The organism is Cupriavidus basilensis, from assembly GCF_008801925.2.
GTDB lineage: Bacteria > Pseudomonadota > Gammaproteobacteria > Burkholderiales > Burkholderiaceae > Cupriavidus > Cupriavidus basilensis.
In genome coordinates this window covers 1,166,652-1,183,486 of record NZ_CP062803.1, presented here as the reverse complement: position 1 = coordinate 1,183,486, position 16,835 = coordinate 1,166,652, and the positions used below count along the sequence as shown (strand labels likewise).

Sequence of the window (16,835 nt, the reverse complement as noted above, 5' to 3'; positions counted from 1 at the left end):
TGTGGTGCTGGCCTGGCTGTGCCTAGTTGCGCTTGGCCGCACCGTCGGCGCGCTGCGCCTCGATCAGCTCCATCACATTGAGCGTGAGGCGCGTCGTGTGGCTGCGCATCGCCAGGTAGGCCTCCTCAGGCTGGCCCGCGAGAATCGCCTCGACGATCTTCTGGTGCTCCCGGTGCGAGGTCTCGAAGCGGCGCTCCACGCCGGACTGCGCCGCACGGAACGGTGCCAGCCGGTCGCGCAGGTTCTCGACCGCGGCCATCAGCGTCTCGTTCTGCGTGCCCTGGCAGATCAGTTGGTGGAAGCGGTGGTTGAGCTCCAGATACGCCTGCGCATCGCGGCGCTCGCCCACCGCCTCGGTCTGCTCGTGCAGCAGTTCCAGCTGGCGGCGCTGCATGGCGCTCATGCGCTGCGTGGCGATGCGGCAGCACAGCGACTCCAGCTCGCACAGCGCCTCCAGCATATCGGCCAGCTGCGCGGCGCCCACATTGGCCACCACGCCGCCGCGCCGCGGCACGAGCTCGATCAGCCCGCGCGCGTCCAGCAGGCGCAGCGCCTCGCGCACCGGCGTGCGCGACACCTGGAAGCGCTCCGCCAGCGCGGGTTCCTCGAGCCTCTCGCCGGGAGGCAAGGTGCCAGCGATGATTTCATCGGCAAGCTTCTGGCTGATTTGGGCGGCAATGGTGGTGGTCACTGTTGTCCTTGTGTCCTGGTCCTTGATCGAAGCGCTCGGCATGGCAAGCCCCCGGTTTGGGGCGTCGCAAAGCAGCCGTTGCCCGGGATATGGGCGCAATTATACGCGGCGCACCCTTGACCTTATCAAGACGCACCAAAAATGTTCCTGATAACATCTATTGAATACACTTTGCATTGCGTGTATACATATAGACTAACGGCAATGACGCCGTGCCGATAATCAATCGCCAAACGAGGAGCACAAACATGACCAGCAAACTGCGCCACATCGCCCTGTCCGTCCCCGATCCCTGGGCCGCGGCCGAGTTCTACCAAAAGGCGTTCGGCTTTCGCAAAGTCGGCGAGACCGACTCCTCGCTCGCGCGCGGCGTCTACCTGACGGACGGGACCATGAGCATTGCGCTGTTGAACTACAAAAGCGACGAGGCGGCCGGAGAGGAGCGTGGCAAGGACTTCGTCGGCCTGCACCATATCGGCGTGTGGGTCGACGACATCGCCGAGGCGCGCAAGACCGTGGAAGAAGCAGGTGGCCGCTATTACATGGGCGAAGTGCCGGTCAAGGGCAACATCTTCTACGAGGTGAAGTACCGCGACCCGCATGACATCATCATCGACCTGACCGATCACGGCTGGGGCGGCGCGTCCAAGGAAGGCAGCGGCGGCGACGCCGGCCCGGCGCTGCGCAACCCGGACCTCAAGGCGGATCGCGAAGGCCTGTAAGCGCTTCGCCGCAACCTTGGACGTTTGCGTCCCCGCGCCGCGGGGACGCGTTCAGGCTGGCAATGCCACCGGATGCGCCGGCTCGCCGCGCAGGAACCATCCATCCAGATTGCCCGCCAGCGCCGTGTGCTGCGCCACCCGTGTTTCGGGGGAGCGGCCGGCCAGGTGCGGTGTCAGAATGACCTGGTCCATCTCGCGCAAGGCCGCCGGCACCAATGGCTCCGTCTCGATGACATCGAGCGCGGCACCGGCGATTTCCCCGCGCGCCAGCGCGTCGACCAGCGCTGCCGTATCCACCACGCTGCCACGCGCCACGTTCACCAGCAGGCCGCGCGGCCCCAGCGCGCGCAGCACCGCCGCATCGACCAGATGATGCGTGGCCGCGCCGCCAGGACAGGTCAGCGCGAGCACATCGCTTGCGGCCGCCAGCGCGATCGGATCGGCATACGGCGTGTAGTGCCCTGCGGCCGGCGCGCTGCGCCGCAGGTAGGCCACCTGCATGCCCATGGCCTGCGCCAGCACGGCCAGCTTGCCGCCGATATTGCCCAGCCCGACGATGCCCAGCGTCTTGCCGCGCACGCCCGGGCGCGGCGCGCGCAGGCTTTCCCACTGGCCTGACTTGACGCCACGATCGAGCGCGGCAATCCCGCGCGACAGCGCCAGCATCAGGGTGAGCGCGTGGTCGGCCACTACCTGGCTATTGGTGTCGGGGGCGTGGCACACGCGCACGCCGCGCGCCCTTGCCGCGGCCAGGTCGATGTTCTCGTAGCCAGCACCGAAACTCGCCACCAGCTCCAGCGCCGGCAGCGCCGCCAGCTCCGCGGCCGACAAGCCGGTCGAGCCATTGGTCAGCACGGCGCGCGCGCCGGCACGCGCACCATCGTCGGCCTCGCTCCACGCCATGAAGCGATAGCGCGGCGCCTGCGCCGCCAGCCACGCGGCGTCCAGCGCCAGTCGCGTCAACACCAGTACCTGCTGTTTGCCATGCAATCCGCCAGCCATCTTCCTTTCTCCTCCGTCATCGAATCCGCCTGGAAGCGGTGTTGAACAAAATTATCACGAAGGCGTTGACGTGTATACACGTAACACTTAAAGTATTCACATAGACGAAATTGCATGGCAATGAAAAACGATGCATTCCATGCACTCCGTCACCCTGAACACAAATGACAAGGAGACAAGGTGAACTGGCACAGCCTCGCAACCTATGAACTCGCCGGCGACAAGCGCGCCGGCCTGGTAGTCGCAGATACCCTGTATGACCTGGCCGCGCTCGGACGTGCGTGCGAGATCGATCCCGCCAGCCTGCCCCGCGACATGAACCAGGTGTTTGCCCAGTGGGTCCAACACGCACCCTTGCTGGCCGACATGGCCGGCCGCGCGGCACAACTGGCAACCCGCGGCAAGCTCGCCGCCGTGGATGCGGCCGCCACCTACGCCGTGCCCTACCAGCCGGGCCGCATCTTTGGCGTGGCGTCGAACTTCTACGACCACGCCGATGAGATGGGCACCAAGCTGGCAGCGCGCAGCGAGAGCCAGCCTTATGCCTTCATGAAGGCGGAAACCAGCGTGATCCCCACCGGCGCGACCGTGCTGATGCCGCCGGAAACCGCCAAGCTCGACTGGGAAGTGGAACTTGGCGTGGTGATCGGCCAGCGCTGCCGCCACGTTTCGGTGGAAGACGCGCTATCGGTCATTGCCGGCTATACCGTGTTCAACGACATCAGCGCGCGCGACCTCAACCGCCGCACCGACTATCCCTTCACCCACGACTGGTTCCGCGGCAAAAGCTTCGATACCTTCGGCCCCATGGGCCCGTGGGTGGTGCCGGCGGGCTGCATCGCCGACCCGCAGAACCTGCGCATGTCGCTAACCGTGAACGGTGAAACCATGCAGGACGGCAATACCTCGCAAATGATCTTCTCCGTGGCCGAGCAGATCGCCTACCTGTCGCGCATCCTGACGCTGCAGCCGGGCGACCTGATCGCCACCGGCACGCCGGATGGCGTCGGCATGGGACGCGGCGTGTTCCTGAAACCCGGCGACAACATGGTGGCCTGGGTCGAAGGCATTGGCTCGATCAAGAACGCAGTGGCGCTAGAGGCGCTGGCGGCGCGTTGAACACCACCGCCGTGGCAATGCGCGCGCGGCGCAGGCACACTGCGCCCACACGCATCGCCACGGCGACCTGGAGGAGACTGGCATGAACCCGATACGTACCCGCAAGCTGGGCCACCTGGTGCTGATGGTGCGCGACCTGGAACGATCCACCCGCTTCTATACGGAAGTGATGGGCCTCAAGGTCTCGGACCGCATCGCCGACCAGATGGTGTTCCTGCGCGCCGGCGAGGACCACCACGACCTGGCACTCTCGCGCCTGCCCGAGGACAGCGCCGAGCGCGACGACCTGCCGCGCTACACGCGCCCGGGCCTGGAGCATTTCTCTTACTACGTGGAGTCTCTGGACGAGATGAAGCGCGCGGTGGACGTGGCGCGCAGCCACGGCGTGGTGATCGAGCGCGGCATCGGCCAGCATGGGCCGGGCGGCAACTGGTTCCTGGTGTTCAAGGACCCGGACGGCAACAACGTCGAGATCTACACCGACATGGAGCGCATCGCCACCGATACCGAGCACGAGCCGCAAACCTGGGAACGCAACCTCGAATCCTTCGACCGCCATCGCCTGGCGCACTTCGTCGTGACCCCACCCGCCGCCATGCTCGCCGCCAAGCATGGCAAGCAGCCGGCCAAGGACGAAGACCAGCCCGCGGACCCGCAAGCCGGAGATGCGGCATGAGCCAGGGTGCCAGCCCGCCAGGTGGCCAGCGCCTGCCAGGCCTGTCGCCCGCGCAGCGCGATGCCATGCGCGCGCTGGGGCGTGACTGGGCGCGCGATATCCAGGGCAACCGCAAGCAGGTCTGCGAGATCTATGACGCCGTTCACGCGGCGCTGCCCGCCGATGGCGTGCGGCGCGTGGACGGCCTGGCCTACGGCGGCGATCCGCGCCAGCTGCTCGATCTTTACCTGCCGCCCGATGCCACGCCGGCCAGCACGCTGCCCGTGGTGGTGTTCGTGCACGGCGGCGCCTTCCTGCGTGGCAACAAGGACGCCAGCCCCTACATCTACGCCAACGTGCCGCGCCTGTTCGCACGGCTGGGCTATGTCGGCGTGAACCTGGAATACCGGCTTGCGCCGCAGGCGCCCTATCCCGCCGGCGCGCAGGATGTGGTGGCGGCGCTGGCATGGCTGCGCGCGTCGGTGGGCGCCTACGGCGGTGACGCGCGGCGTATCGTGCTCATCGGCCATTCGGCCGGCGGCAGCCACGTGGCCAGCGCATTGAGCGATCCGCTGTTCGATGGCAAGGCCGCGGGCGTGGCTGGCGCGGTGCTGGTCAGCGCGCGCCTGCAGGCCGACACGTTGCCGGACAATCCCAACGCCGGCGGCGTCATCGCCTACTACGGCGCGGACAGCGCGCAGCAGCAGCAACGTGCGCCGATGGCGTTTGCGCAGCGGCTGACGGTGCCGCTGATGGTGGTGTTCGCCGAGCATGAGAACCCCTACCTCGACCTCTACGCCCTGCAGTACGCCGCGCGCGTCGCCGAGGCGCAGCGGCGCGCGCCGCGCGTGGTCCAGGTGCCGCACCACAACCATACCTCCGTGGTGGCGCATCTCGGCAGCGCGGATACCGCGCTGGCCGATGCGCTGAGCGACTTCATCGGTACCGTCGTCACGCAACGCGCCGCCTCGAAATAACCAACAACAAGACAGGAGACTTTCCCATGGCAGCAGACAAACTGCGCGGCGTGTTCGCGCCCGTGGTCACGCCTTTCAATGACGATCTCTCGATCAACCTGCCGGCCTTCGTCGCGCACTGCCAGCGCCTCGTGGCCGACGGCGCCGGCGTGGCGATTTCCGGCACCAATAGCGAAGCCTGCTCGGAGACCTTCGAGGAGCGCATGGCGCTGGTCGATGCCGTGATCGATGCCGGCATCCCGGGTGAGCGCGTGCTGGTCGGCACCGGCTGCTGCGCCATTGGCGACGCCGTGGCGTTGACCCGCCATGCCATCGACCGCGGCTGCGCGGGCGTGCTGGTGCTGCCGCCGTTCTTCTTCAAGAACGTGCAGGAGGACGGCGTGTTCGCCTACTACCGCGAACTGATCGAGCGCGTGGACGATCCCGCGCTGCGCGTCGTGCTGTATCACATTCCCGCCATGTCGGGCGTGCCCATCACCTTGCCCTTGATCGAGCGGCTGGTGGCGGCCTTTCCCGCGCAGATCGCCGGCGTGAAGGACAGCAGCGGCGACTGGGACAACGTGGTGGCGATGCTGGAGCGCTTCCCCACCCTGTCGATCTTCCCCGCCTCGGAAATCCTGATGCTGCGCAGCCTGGCGCTGGGCGCCGCCGGCTGCATCTCCGCCACCAACAACATCAACGCGCGCGATATCGCGCTGGCCTATGGCTCAGTGACCGAGGCCGCGCGCCTGAACGACAGCATCACCGCCGTGCGCAAGGCCGCGGAGCGCTTCCCGATGGTGGCTGCCGTCAAGCACACCTTGTCGCTGCTGGCGGGCGATGCGGGCTGGCGCCACGTGCGCCCGCCGCTGGTGCCGCTCGCGGCCGATGCCGCCCTGCAGCTCTCGCAAGCCATGGCCACCGCCATGCCGGCACTGCGCGGCGTGGCGCTGCCAGCATGAGCGCGCCGGTGCAGCAGGACCCGCCACCGCTGGCGCGCTACACGGCCAGCCGCCGCGCCGGGCGGCATGTGCATGTCAGCGGCATGAGCGCGCGCACGGCCGATGGCTGCGCCGGCGTCAGCATGGCCGCCGACGGCACGCGCGTGTACGACGTTGCCGCGCAGACCGACTGCGTGCTGGGCAAGATCGAGCGTGCGCTCGCCAGCGAGGGCATGGGCCTGGCCGATTGCGTGGCCATGACCTGCTACCTCATCGACATGGCCGACTACGACACCTTCAACGCCGCCTACGCGCGCCACTTCCCCGCCGCCGTGCCCACGCGCACATGCCTGGCGGTGGCCGCGCTGCCCCACCCCGACATGCGCGTGGAGATCACCGCCACCGCATGGCGCGAGGAGGAGGCCGCATGATCGACACCGCCACGCTCGACACCCTGTTCATGGCGGCCCGCAGCCACAACGGCTGGCTTGAGGACAGCATCGACGACGCCACGCTGGAGCGCCTGTACGCGCTCGTACGCCAAGGCCCGACCAGCGCCAACTGCTGCCCGATGCGGCTGGTGTTCGCGCGCTCGCCCGAGGCCAAGGCCAAGCTCTTGCCGGCGCTCGCGCCCGCCAATGTGGACAAGGTCATGCAGGCGCCGGTCACCGCCATCGTTGCCTACGACACGCAGTTCCATGCGCTGGCCGAGGCCCTGTTCCCGCACCGCCCGGCGATGTACGAGATGTTCGCCGCCAACGCGGCCTTGGCGCAGGAGACCGCGATGCGCAACAGCTCCATGCAGGGCGGCTACCTGATCCTGGCCGCCCGCGCGCTGGGGCTCGACTGCGGGCCGCTCTCGGGCTTCGACGCCGGGGCCGTCAACCAGGCCTTCTTCCCCGATGGCCGCTGGCGCGTCAACTTCCTGTGCAACCTCGGCCGCGGCGACCCTGCGCGCCTGTTCCCACGGCTGCCCCGGCTCGCGTTTGGGCAGGCCTGCCGCATCGAGTAGATTTCCGAACACAATGCGCGCGGCGCTTCCCCCAGCGAAGAACGCCGGCAATCACCACGGAGGAGACACATGATGAAGACACACAGCGTCCACCGCACATGGACGCAAAAGGCAGCGGGCGCGCTGCCGATCGCGCAGCCAACGCCAACCGCCAGCACGGCGAAAACGTGCAAGCGCATCGCTGGCAAACTCGGCGGCCGCCTTGCCGCAAGCCTGGCACTCGCCTTCGCGGCCGCGCTGCCCGCGCTGGTCCACGCGCAGGAACCCTGGCCCGCGCGTCCGGTCACCATCGTGGTCCCGTTTGCCCCCGGCGGCAACACCGACATGATTGCGCGCTTGCTGGCGGAGCGCCTGGGCAGGACCTTTGGCAAGCCCTTCGTGGTGGACAACCGCGGTGGCGCCGGTGGCCTGATCGCAGCGGAGTATGTCGCGCGCGCACCGGCCGACGGCTATGTGCTGTTCATGTCGACGATGACGCAGATCGTCACCGCCCCGATGACCAACAAGATCCGCTACGACCCGGTGCGAGACTTCGTGCCTATCGTCAACGTCGGCGGCAACCCCTTCATCCTTGCCGCCAGCACCCGGCACAACTTCAAGACCGTGGCGGACCTGGTGCGCTATGGCAAGGAGAACCCCGGCAAGCTCAACGTAGGCCACGCCGGCAACGGCGGCCTGACCCAGCTCTCCGCGCTGCTGTTCCTGAGCCGCGCCGGCGTGCAAGCCACCATGGTGCCGTACCGCGGCGGCGCGCCGGCGCTGGCCGATGTGCTGGCCGGCCAGATCGACCTGTACAGCGCCAGCGTGTCCGAGGTGATGCCGTACGCGGGCACCGGCAAGCTCAGCCTGCTCGCCGTATCCAGCGACAAGCGGCTGCCGCAGCTGCCGTCGCTGCCCACCATCGCCGAGAGCTATCCCGGCCACCAGGTGGATACGTGGAACGGCCTGGTCGGCCCGTCGAAGATGCCGCCGGAGATCGTGGACAAGATTGGCGCCGAGGCGAAGAAGATCATCGCCGAGCCGGATTTCCGCGCGCACCTGGAGAAGGCCGGCATCATCCCGCTGGGTGAGACGCGCGAGGCATTCGCGCAGCGCATCAAGCAGGACCAGAAGAAGTGGAAGCCGGTGATCGAAGCGGCCGGCATCCAGCCGGAGTAAGCGACCAGCGGTGACAGGCACACCGGCGCGGCCCCCGAGCCGCGCCGGCGGTAAACCTCAATATGGCGGCACCGGCGCCCCCCCTATAATCGGCGCATGGTCTTCCGCCCCACCAGGCGGTCAAAGCAATGTGCCTCATGTCCAGCCGTCCCACCGTTACCTTGAGCGACGTGATGCTGCGCCGCCTCAAGCTCAAGCCCCTGCTGATCTTCGATCGCGTGCTGCAGTCCGGCTCCATCGTGCGGGCGGCGCGTGAGCTGAGCCTGACCCAGCCCGCCGTCACCAAGGCGATCCAGGAACTGGAAGAAGACCTCGAAGTCCCCTTGTTCGAGCGCACCAACCGCGGCGTGGTGCCCACCAGCTACGGCCTGCTGCTGGGCGAGCGCGTGAAGTCCGTCATCGCCGAGCTGCGCTACCTCACCGACGAGCTCAACAGCTTCCGCTCGGGCGACACCGGCAACGTCATCGTCGGCACGCTGATCTCCGCCTCGGCGCGGCTGCTGCCGCGCACCATCGCGCTGATGAAGACGCGCCGCCCTGGCATCCTGGTGACGGTGCGCGAAGCCCCCACCGACCGCCTCTTCCCCGCCCTTGCCACCGGCGAGCTGGATCTGGTCATCGGCCGCCTGCCGGAGAGCGACCTGCCGCTTGCCCGCATGTTCGCGCTCACGCACACCGCGCTGTACGACACCGCGATGTGCGTGGTGGTGGCCCGCGACAACCCGCTGGCCACCAGCGCAGGCCTGCGCCTGGCCGAACTGGCCACGCATCCGTGGATCCTCCCGCTGAACGAATCTCCCGCGCGCCTGGCAGCCGAGCGCATGTTCCTCGACGCCGGCCTGCAGGTGCCCGCCAACCTGGTGGAGTCGCTCTCGCTGCTGACCAATATCGGGCTGATGCAGGATCTCGGTGCCATCGGCCTGATGGCGCGCGACGTGGCCGATCATTTTGTGCGCCTCGGGCTGCTGGCCATCCTCGACCTGGGCGATATCGGGCGCTTTGGCACCATCGGCTATTCGGTGCGCACGGACCGCGCGCCGGCACCCGCCGCCGCGCACTTCATCGCCTGCCTGCGCGAAGCCGCCGCACTGTCGCAAGAGCGCTGAGCGCCCCGAAGCCGGCCACCCTGGCCCCTTCCTGACATGCCATTTTGGAATACCTGGGGCCGTCTTCTTCATTATGCAAGGCCGGGGGGCGCTCCATATACTGGTCCTCGCTGCGCACCCTTCCCCCACCCCGCGCAGCACGGAGACCAACCCGTGCCCAAGCAAAACATTCCACTCATCCGGCACTATATCGACGGCGAGTTCGTCGCCAGCGCCGGCACTTTTCCCGACACCTGCCCGGTCGATGGCCACCTTGTCGCCAACGTGTGCGAAGCCGATGCGGCGCTCGTGGACCGCGCCGTGCAAGCCGCGCGGCGCGCGCTGCACGGCCCCTGGGGACAACTCGACGTACAACAGCGCGCCGCGCTGCTGCACCGCATCGCCGACGGCATCGAAGCCCGCTTCGACGCCTTCGTGGCCGCCGAGGTGGAAGACACCGGCCGCCCCGAGCACCAGGCCCGCACGCTGGACGTAGCGCGCGCCGTCACCAACTTCCGCACCTTCGCCGACCTCGCCAAGACCGCCGGCAACGAACTGTACGAGACGCCCACGGCGGACGGCGCGGGCGCGCTCAACTACACCGTGCGCAAGCCCGTGGGCGTGGTCGGCATCATCTCGCCGTGGAACCTGCCGCTGCTGCTGCTGACCTGGAAGGTGGCGCCCGCGCTCGCGTGCGGCAACACCGTGGTGGCCAAGCCCTCGGAAGAGACCCCGGCCTCCGCCGCGCTGCTGGCCGAGGTCATCCACGAGGCCGGCGTGCCGCCTGGCGTGTTCAACCTGCTGCACGGCTTCGGCGGCGGCTCCACCGGCGAGTTCCTCACCCGCCACGACGGCATCGACGCCATCACGTTCACGGGCGAGTCCAGGACTGGCAGCACCATCATGCGAGCGGTGGCCGACGGCGTGAAGGAAATCTCCTTCGAGCTCGGCGGCAAGAACGCCGCGGTTGTGTTCGCCGACGCCGATTTCGACGCCGCGGTGGCGGGCGTGCTGCGCTCGTCCTTTACCAACGCCGGCCAGGTTTGCCTGTGCTCCGAGCGCGTATTTGTCGAGCGGCCGATCTTCGATGCCTTCGTGGCGGCGCTCAAGGCGCGCACGCAAGCGCTCAAGCTCGGCTACCCCGGCGATGATGGCGTGGACATGGGCCCGTTGATCTCGCGCGGCCACCGCGACAAGGTGGAGTCGTATTTCCGCCTCGCGGTGGAAGAAGGCGCCACCGTGGTCTGCGGCGGCAAGGTGCCGGTGTTCGGCGATGCGCGCGACGAAGGCGCATACGTGACACCCACCATCTGGACCGGCCTGCCCGACAGCGCGCGCTGCGTCACCGAGGAAATCTTCGGCCCGGTCTGCCATATCGCGCCGTTCGACAGCGAAGCCGAAGTCGTGGCCCGCGTCAACGACAGCGCCTACGGCCTGGCCTGCGCGCTGTGGACCACCAACCTGACACGCGCCCACCGCGTAGCGCGCCAGGTGCGCGTGGGCCTGACCTGGGTCAACACCTGGTACCTGCGTGACCTGCGCACGCCCTTCGGCGGCGTCGGCCTCTCGGGCCTGGGCCGCGAAGGCGGCCGCCACTCGCTCGACTTCTATTCGGAAGTGGCGAACATCTGCATCAAGCTCTGAGCCATGACGAACGAGACCCGACAACCATCCAACGCCGGCGCCGCCATCCGCACGGCCGCCGACCTGCTGTGGCAGGCGCATGCCGGCCATGCGCCGTGCGCGCCGGTGCGCACGCTGATCGGCGAAACCGATCCACAGGCCGCCTATCAGGTGCAGGAGATCAACACGCAGCGCTGGCTCGCCGCAGGCCGCCGCCTGGTGGGCCGCAAGATCGGCCTGACCTCGCGCGCCGTGCAACAGCAGCTGGGCGTGGGCGAGCCGGATTTCGGCATGCTGTTCGCCGACATGGCCGTGGCCGAGGGCGAGGAGATCGACCTGCGCCGCGTGCTGCAGCCCAAGATCGAAGCCGAGATCGCGCTGGTGCTGGCGCATCCGCTTGCGCATGAGCGCCACACCATCGCCGACCTGATCCGCGCTACCGCCTACGCCCTGCCCGCTGCGGAGATCGTCGGCAGCCGCGTGGCCAACTGGGATATCCGCCTGGCCGACACGATTGCCGACAACGCATCCAGCGGCCTGTTCGCGCTCGGCTCGCGCCCCGTCAAGCTGGCGGACCTGGACCTCATCGGCTGCGGCATGGTGATGGAGCGCCGTGGCGAACAGCTCTCGCTCGGCACCGGCGCCGCCTGCCTGGGCAATCCGTTGCACGCCGCATTGTGGCTGGCCGACACCATGGTGCGCGTGGGCCGTCCGCTGCAAGCCGGCGACATCGTCATGACCGGCGCGCTGGGCCCGATGGTGCCGGTTGTCGCCGGTGACGTCTTCGACCTGGAGATCGAAGGGCTGGGACGCCTGTCCACCCGCTTCGCCCCGGCCAGCAAGGAGCCCTGCGCATGAGCATGAGCAAGCCATCCCGCACGCGCCTGCGCGCAGCCATCATCGGCTCCGGCAATATCGGCACCGACCTGATGATCAAGATCCTGCGCCACGGCCGGCATCTGGAAGTTGGCGCCATGGTCGGCATCGACGCCGCCTCCGACGGCCTCGCCCGCGCGCAGCGCCTCGGCGTGCCCACCACGCATGAAGGTATCGAAGGGCTGCTCGGCATGCCCGGCTTCGCGGACATCCGCGTGGCCTTCGATGCCACTTCGGCCGGCGCCCATATGCATCACAACGCCGTGCTGCAGAAGCACGGCATCCAGGTAATCGACCTCACCCCGGCGGCAATCGGCCCCTATGTGGTGCCGGTGGTCAACCTGGACGCCCACCTCAACGCGCCCAACCTCAATATGGTCACCTGCGGCGGGCAGGCCACGATTCCCATCGTGCGCGCCGTGTCGCAAGTGGCGCCGGTGCGCTACGCCGAAATTGTCGCGTCCATCGCCAGCCGCTCGGCCGGCCCGGGCACGCGTGCCAATATCGACGAGTTCACCGAGACCACCGCCAACGCGATCGTGGAAGTGGGCGGCGCCGCGCACGGCAAGGCCATCATCGTGCTGAACCCGGCGGAGCCCCCGCTGCTGATGCGCGACACGGTGTTCTGCCTGACCGCGGGCGATGCCGACCAGGACGCCATCCGCGCCGCGGTCGAGCGCATGGTGGCGCAGGTGGCCGCCTATGTGCCCGGTTACCGGCTCAAGCAGCAAGTCCAGTTCGAGCGCATCGACCCGGCGCACCCGCTCACGCTGCCGGGCATCGGCGGCCTGGCCGGCCTCAAGGTCTCGGTGTTCCTGGAGGTGGAAGGCGCCGCGCACTACCTGCCCGCCTACGCAGGCAATCTCGACATCATGACGTCCGCCGCGCTGGCCGCCGCCGAGCGCGTGGCCGAGCACAAGCTGGCCCGTGCGCAAGGAGCAACCCAATGACAGCAGCACCACATCCCGCAGGCAAGACCGTGAAGAAAGTCCATGTGTCGGACGTGACGCTGCGCGACGGCATGCACGCCATCCGCCATCAATACAGCCTGCCGCAAGCCGTGGCCATTGCCCGCGCGCTGGACGCCGCACGCGTGGACAGCATCGAGGTGGCCCACGGCGACGGCCTCAACGGCTCGAGCTTCAACTACGGCTTTGGCGCGCACACCGATCTCGAATGGATCGCCGCGGTGGCGGCGGAACTCAAGCACGCACGCGTGGCCACGCTGCTGCTGCCCGGCATCGGCACCATCCACGACCTGCGCGCGGCCTACGACGCCGGCGCGCGTACCGTGCGCGTCGCCACCCACTGCACCGAGGCCGACATCTCGCGCCAGCATATCGAGTACGCGCGCAAGCTCGGCATGGATACCGTGGGCTTCCTGATGATGTCGCACATGACCACGCCGGCGGCGCTGGCGCAGCAAGCCAGGCTGATGGAATCCTACGGCGCGCAGTGCGTGTACGTGGTGGACTCCGGCGGCGCGCTGTCGATGCGCGACGTGGCCGAGCGCTTCGATGCGTTCAAGCAAGTGCTCGATCCCGCCACCGAGACCGGCATGCACGCTCACCACAACCTGTCGCTTGGCGTGGCCAATTCCATGGTGGCGCTGGAGCACGGCTGCGACCGCGTGGACGCCTCGCTCGCCGGCATGGGCGCGGGGGCGGGCAACGCGCCGCTGGAGGTCTTCATCGCGGCGATCGACCGCGCGGGCATTGCGCACGGCACCGACCTCTACGCGCTGATGGACGCGGCGGACGACCTGGTTCGCCCGCTGCAGGACCGCCCCGTGCGCGTCGATCGCGAAACGCTGGCGCTTGGCTATGCCGGTGTGTACTCCAGCTTCCTGCGCCACGCCGAGGCTGCCTCCGCGCGCTACGGCATCGCCACCGTCGACATCCTGGTCGAGCTCGGACGCCGCCGCATGGTCGGCGGACAGGAAGACATGATCGTGGACGTGGCGCTGGACCTGTTGCGCCAGCGCGATCCCGCGCATCCCGGCGCCCATCCCGGCGCCCATCCCACCGCCGCCCCCACCAACAACCCGATCGCGAGTGCCGCATGATTGCCGATCAGATTACCCGGTACGCCACCCGCCTCGACGGCGCCGCGCGCCAGCGTGAAGCCATCGACCCGCTGGGCGGCGCCACGCCCTTTTCCATCGATGACGCCTACGCCATCCAGGCCGGCGCCATCGCGCTGCGCCACGCGCGCGGCGAGCAACCGCTCGGCATCAAGCTCGGCTTCACCAGCCGCGCCAAGATGGTCCAGATGGGCGTGGACAGCCTCATCTGGGGCCAGCTCACCGATGCCATGCTGTGCGAGGAAGGCGCCGCGCTCGCGCTCGATGCCTTTATCCATCCGCGCATCGAGCCCGAGGTGTGCTTCCTGACATCGCGCGATATCGCCGGCCCGCTCACCTTGCTCGATACCGGCGGCTACATCGAGGCGGTGGCCCCGGCCATGGAGATCATCGACTCGCGTTATCGCAACTTCAAGTTCTCGCTGGCCGACGTCGTCGCCGACAACTGCTCGTCCGCCGCGCTGGTGGTGGGACCGTGGTCGCGCCCGGACTGCGCGCTGGCCAACCGCGGCGTGCAGCTCGAGATCGACGGCCGCCCGGCGCAGCTCGGCACTACCGCGGCCATCCTCGGCAACCCGCTGCGCGCGCTGGTGCAGGCCTCGCAACTGCTGGCGCAGGCCGGCATGGTGCTGCCGGCCGGCTCGCTGATCATGGCCGGCGCTGCCACCGCGGCCGAGCCGCTGCGTCCCGGCTGCCACGTACGCACCCGCGTGAGCGGGCTGGGGCAAGTCGAACTGAGCACACGCTGACCACCGGAGACCACGCATGACTACGCTTTCCAAAGTCCTGACCGACAAGGCCACCCCGCGCGGCCGCTTCCCGCACGTGAAGCGGGCCGGCGACTTCCTGTTCGTCTCGGGCACCAGCTCGCGCCGCGCGGACAACAGCTTCGCCGGCGCCAGCGCCGACGCCATGGGCGTGACCGCGCTCGACATCCGCGAGCAGACCCGCGCCGTGATCCTCAATATCCGCGAGATCCTGCAAAGCGTCGGCTGCGATCTGTCCGACCTGGTGGAGATCACCACCTTTCTCGTCAACATGAACGATTTCGGCGGCTACAACGAGGTCTACGGCGAGTACTTCGACTACGACGGCCCGACCCGCACCACCGTGGCCGTGCATCAGCTGCCGCACCCGCATCTGCTCATCGAGATCAAGGCCGTGGCCTACCGGCCGCTGCCGCGCTGATGCACTGATGCATTGATGCACTGATGCGCCGACACGCCCGACATCGCAATCGCAACCTCACCCGCACAAGAGACTCGCGCCATGTTCACCTACGGCATGCCCCTCAACTTCCCGCGCTGGCTGGACGAGCACGCGCACTTGCTCAAGCCGCCTGTGGGCAACCAGCAGGTCTGGCAGGACGCCGACACCATCGTCACGGTGGTGGGCGGGCCAAACCAGCGCACGGATTTCCATGACGATCCGCTCGAAGAGTTCTTCTATCAGTTCAAGGGCAATGCCTGGCTGGACATCATGGACCGCGGCAAGCGCGAGCGGGTGGACCTCAAGGAGGGCGACATTTTCCTGCTGCCCGCGCACGTGCGGCATTCCCCGCAACGCCCCGAGGCCGACAGCCGCTGCCTGGTGATCGAGCGCCAGCGCCCCGAAGGCGTGGTGGACGGCTTCGAGTGGTATTGCCCCACATGCAGCGCGCTGGTGCACCGCGTGGAGGTGCAGCTCAAGAGCATCGTCACCGACCTGCCGCCGCTGTTTGCCGGCTTTTACGACAACGCAGCGCTGCGCCGCTGCGGGCAATGCGGCACGGTGCATCCGGGCCGTGCTTCGGCACCGGCCAGCAAGGACCCTGAATGAGCACCAACCGCGTAGTGGATATCCACAGCCACTTCTTCCCGCCCATCACCCGCCAGGAGGCCGCGGCGCTTGACCCCGTCGCCGCGCCCTGGCTGCAGACCAATGGCACGGACACGGCCATGATCATGACCGGCGACCAGCCATTCCGCCCGGTCTACTCCGCGCTGTGGGACCCCGCGCGCCGCATCGAGGAAATGGACCGCTGCGGCGTCGACATCCAGCTCATGTGCGCCACGCCCGTGATGTTCGGCTACCGCTATCCGGCAGACGTCGCGGTGCCCTGGTCGCAGCGCATGAACGACTACGCGCTGGAACTCTGCGCGCACCGCCCCGCGCGGCTCAAGGCGCTGGCCCAGGTGCCGCTGCAGGATATCGACGCGGCCTGCCGCGAAGCCTCGCGCGCCAAGGCTGGAGGCCATGTCGGCGTGCAGATCGGCAACCACCTCGGCGACCGCGACCTCGACGACGAAGGCCTGATCACCTTCCTCATCCACTGCGCCGACGAAGGCATTGCCGTACTGGTGCACCCGTGGGACATGATGGGCGCGCCACGCATGAAAAAGTGGATGCTGCCGTGGCTGGTGTCGATGCCGGCGGAAACGCAGCTCGGCATCCTGTCGCTGATCCTGTCCGGCGCGTTCGAGCGCATCCCGGCCTCGCTCAAGCTGTGCTTCGCGCATGGCGGCGGCAGCTTCGCCTTCCTGCTTGGCCGCGTCGACAACGCCTGGCGCCATCGCGACATTGTGCGCGAGGACTGCCCGCACCCGCCCTCGTCGTATGTCAACCGCTTCTTCGTGGACTCCGCTGTGTTCGACCCGCGCGCGCTCAAGCTGCTGGTCGACGTGATGGGCGAGGACCGCGTGATGCTCGGTTCGGACTACCCCTATCCGCTTGGCGAGCAACAGGTCGGCGCGCTGATCCGCGCGACCGATCTTGCCGACGCGGCGCGCCGCAAGCTGCTGGGCGCCAACGCGGCGGCATTCTTCGGGCTCGGGGATAGCAAGTCATAAGCGACGAACAACAAACGACAAGCCACGAACGGACAAGCAACAAACGACAAGCCAAAAATGACGCCGCTCGTGCCCGACAAGGCA

General features: G+C 68.3%; 19 protein-coding genes. 17 read left to right on the top strand and 2 right to left on the bottom strand.

The window, feature by feature from the left end:
* Positions 1-22 precede the first annotated feature (22 nt).
* A complete protein-coding gene (locus F7R26_RS05355; RefSeq protein ID WP_241754429.1) occupies positions 23-691 on the bottom strand; it encodes a GntR family transcriptional regulator in 669 nt (222 codons plus the stop codon).
* A 248-nt stretch (positions 692-939) separates the two neighbouring features.
* On the opposite strand from F7R26_RS05355, the gene F7R26_RS05350 reads away from it, so the two are divergent.
* The gene (locus tag F7R26_RS05350) at positions 940-1,413 is read left to right on the top strand and encodes a VOC family protein (protein ID WP_150986235.1); all 474 of its coding nucleotides are present in this window, start codon (positions 940-942) and stop codon (positions 1,411-1,413) included.
* Between the two features lie 51 nt (positions 1,414-1,464).
* Here F7R26_RS05350 and F7R26_RS05345 read toward each other — a convergent pair whose 3' ends face one another.
* The gene (locus F7R26_RS05345; protein ID WP_150986236.1) at positions 1,465-2,415 is read right to left on the bottom strand and encodes an NAD(P)-dependent oxidoreductase; all 951 of its coding nucleotides are present in this window, start codon (positions 2,413-2,415) and stop codon (positions 1,465-1,467) included.
* Positions 2,416-2,595: 180 nt separating this feature from the next.
* Here F7R26_RS05345 and F7R26_RS05340 point away from each other — a divergent pair, with 180 nt between their 5' ends.
* The 16 genes from F7R26_RS05340 (at position 2,596) to F7R26_RS05265 (ending at position 16,751) form a co-directional block, all read left to right on the top strand.
* Positions 2,596-3,534 carry a fumarylacetoacetate hydrolase family protein gene (locus F7R26_RS05340; RefSeq protein WP_150986237.1) on the top strand — a complete coding sequence of 313 codons (939 nt, stop codon included), beginning with the start codon at positions 2,596-2,598 and terminating at the stop codon, positions 3,532-3,534.
* A gap of 82 nt (positions 3,535-3,616) precedes the next feature.
* Entirely contained in the window at positions 3,617-4,210 is a 594-nt protein-coding gene (locus F7R26_RS05335; RefSeq protein WP_150986238.1) for a VOC family protein, read from the top strand.
* Positions 4,207-5,166, top strand: coding sequence for an alpha/beta hydrolase (locus F7R26_RS05330; RefSeq protein ID WP_150986239.1), 960 nt, complete (start codon positions 4,207-4,209; stop codon positions 5,164-5,166). Before F7R26_RS05335 ends, F7R26_RS05330 begins: the two co-directional genes overlap by 4 nt.
* 26 nt (positions 5,167-5,192) lie before the next feature.
* A complete protein-coding gene (locus F7R26_RS05325) occupies positions 5,193-6,107 on the top strand; it encodes a dihydrodipicolinate synthase family protein (protein WP_150986240.1) in 915 nt (304 codons plus the stop codon).
* The gene (locus F7R26_RS05320; protein WP_150986241.1) at positions 6,104-6,517 is read left to right on the top strand and encodes a RidA family protein; all 414 of its coding nucleotides are present in this window, start codon (positions 6,104-6,106) and stop codon (positions 6,515-6,517) included. Before F7R26_RS05325 ends, F7R26_RS05320 begins: the two co-directional genes overlap by 4 nt.
* The gene (locus F7R26_RS05315; RefSeq protein WP_150986242.1) at positions 6,514-7,098 is read left to right on the top strand and encodes a malonic semialdehyde reductase; all 585 of its coding nucleotides are present in this window, start codon (positions 6,514-6,516) and stop codon (positions 7,096-7,098) included. The genes F7R26_RS05320 and F7R26_RS05315 overlap by 4 nt, the downstream gene beginning before the upstream one ends.
* A gap of 69 nt (positions 7,099-7,167) precedes the next feature.
* Positions 7,168-8,256 (top strand): Bug family tripartite tricarboxylate transporter substrate binding protein, encoded by a 1,089-nt coding sequence (locus F7R26_RS05310; protein ID WP_241754428.1) that lies wholly within the window; start codon positions 7,168-7,170, stop codon positions 8,254-8,256.
* Between the two features lie 137 nt (positions 8,257-8,393).
* Positions 8,394-9,362, top strand: coding sequence for a LysR substrate-binding domain-containing protein (locus F7R26_RS05305; protein WP_150986243.1), 969 nt, complete (start codon positions 8,394-8,396; stop codon positions 9,360-9,362).
* Positions 9,363-9,515: 153 nt separating this feature from the next.
* Positions 9,516-10,985 carry a 2-hydroxymuconic semialdehyde dehydrogenase gene (locus F7R26_RS05300; protein WP_150986244.1) on the top strand — a complete coding sequence of 490 codons (1,470 nt, stop codon included), beginning with the start codon at positions 9,516-9,518 and terminating at the stop codon, positions 10,983-10,985.
* 3 nt (positions 10,986-10,988) lie between these two features.
* Entirely contained in the window at positions 10,989-11,822 is an 834-nt protein-coding gene (locus F7R26_RS05295) for a 2-keto-4-pentenoate hydratase (RefSeq protein ID WP_150986245.1), read from the top strand.
* Between the two features lie 2 nt (positions 11,823-11,824).
* Positions 11,825-12,790, top strand: a complete 966-nt coding sequence (locus F7R26_RS05290) for an acetaldehyde dehydrogenase (acetylating) (protein ID WP_150986246.1) — start codon at positions 11,825-11,827, stop codon at positions 12,788-12,790.
* Positions 12,787-13,905, top strand: a complete 1,119-nt coding sequence (gene dmpG, locus F7R26_RS05285; RefSeq protein WP_150986247.1) for a 4-hydroxy-2-oxovalerate aldolase — start codon at positions 12,787-12,789, stop codon at positions 13,903-13,905. Before F7R26_RS05290 ends, dmpG begins: the two co-directional genes overlap by 4 nt.
* The gene (locus F7R26_RS05280; RefSeq protein WP_150986248.1) at positions 13,902-14,672 is read left to right on the top strand and encodes a 2-keto-4-pentenoate hydratase; all 771 of its coding nucleotides are present in this window, start codon (positions 13,902-13,904) and stop codon (positions 14,670-14,672) included. Before dmpG ends, F7R26_RS05280 begins: the two co-directional genes overlap by 4 nt.
* A gap of 16 nt (positions 14,673-14,688) precedes the next feature.
* Complete coding sequence (locus F7R26_RS05275; protein ID WP_150986249.1) at positions 14,689-15,111, top strand: RidA family protein; 423 nt, start codon at positions 14,689-14,691, stop codon at positions 15,109-15,111.
* Positions 15,112-15,192: 81 nt separating this feature from the next.
* On the top strand, positions 15,193-15,741 hold the full coding sequence (locus F7R26_RS05270) for a 3-hydroxyanthranilate 3,4-dioxygenase (RefSeq protein WP_150986250.1): 549 nt from the start codon (positions 15,193-15,195) through the stop codon (positions 15,739-15,741).
* A complete protein-coding gene (locus tag F7R26_RS05265; protein ID WP_150986251.1) occupies positions 15,738-16,751 on the top strand; it encodes an amidohydrolase family protein in 1,014 nt (337 codons plus the stop codon). Before F7R26_RS05270 ends, F7R26_RS05265 begins: the two co-directional genes overlap by 4 nt.
* Positions 16,752-16,835: the final 84 nt, after the last annotated feature.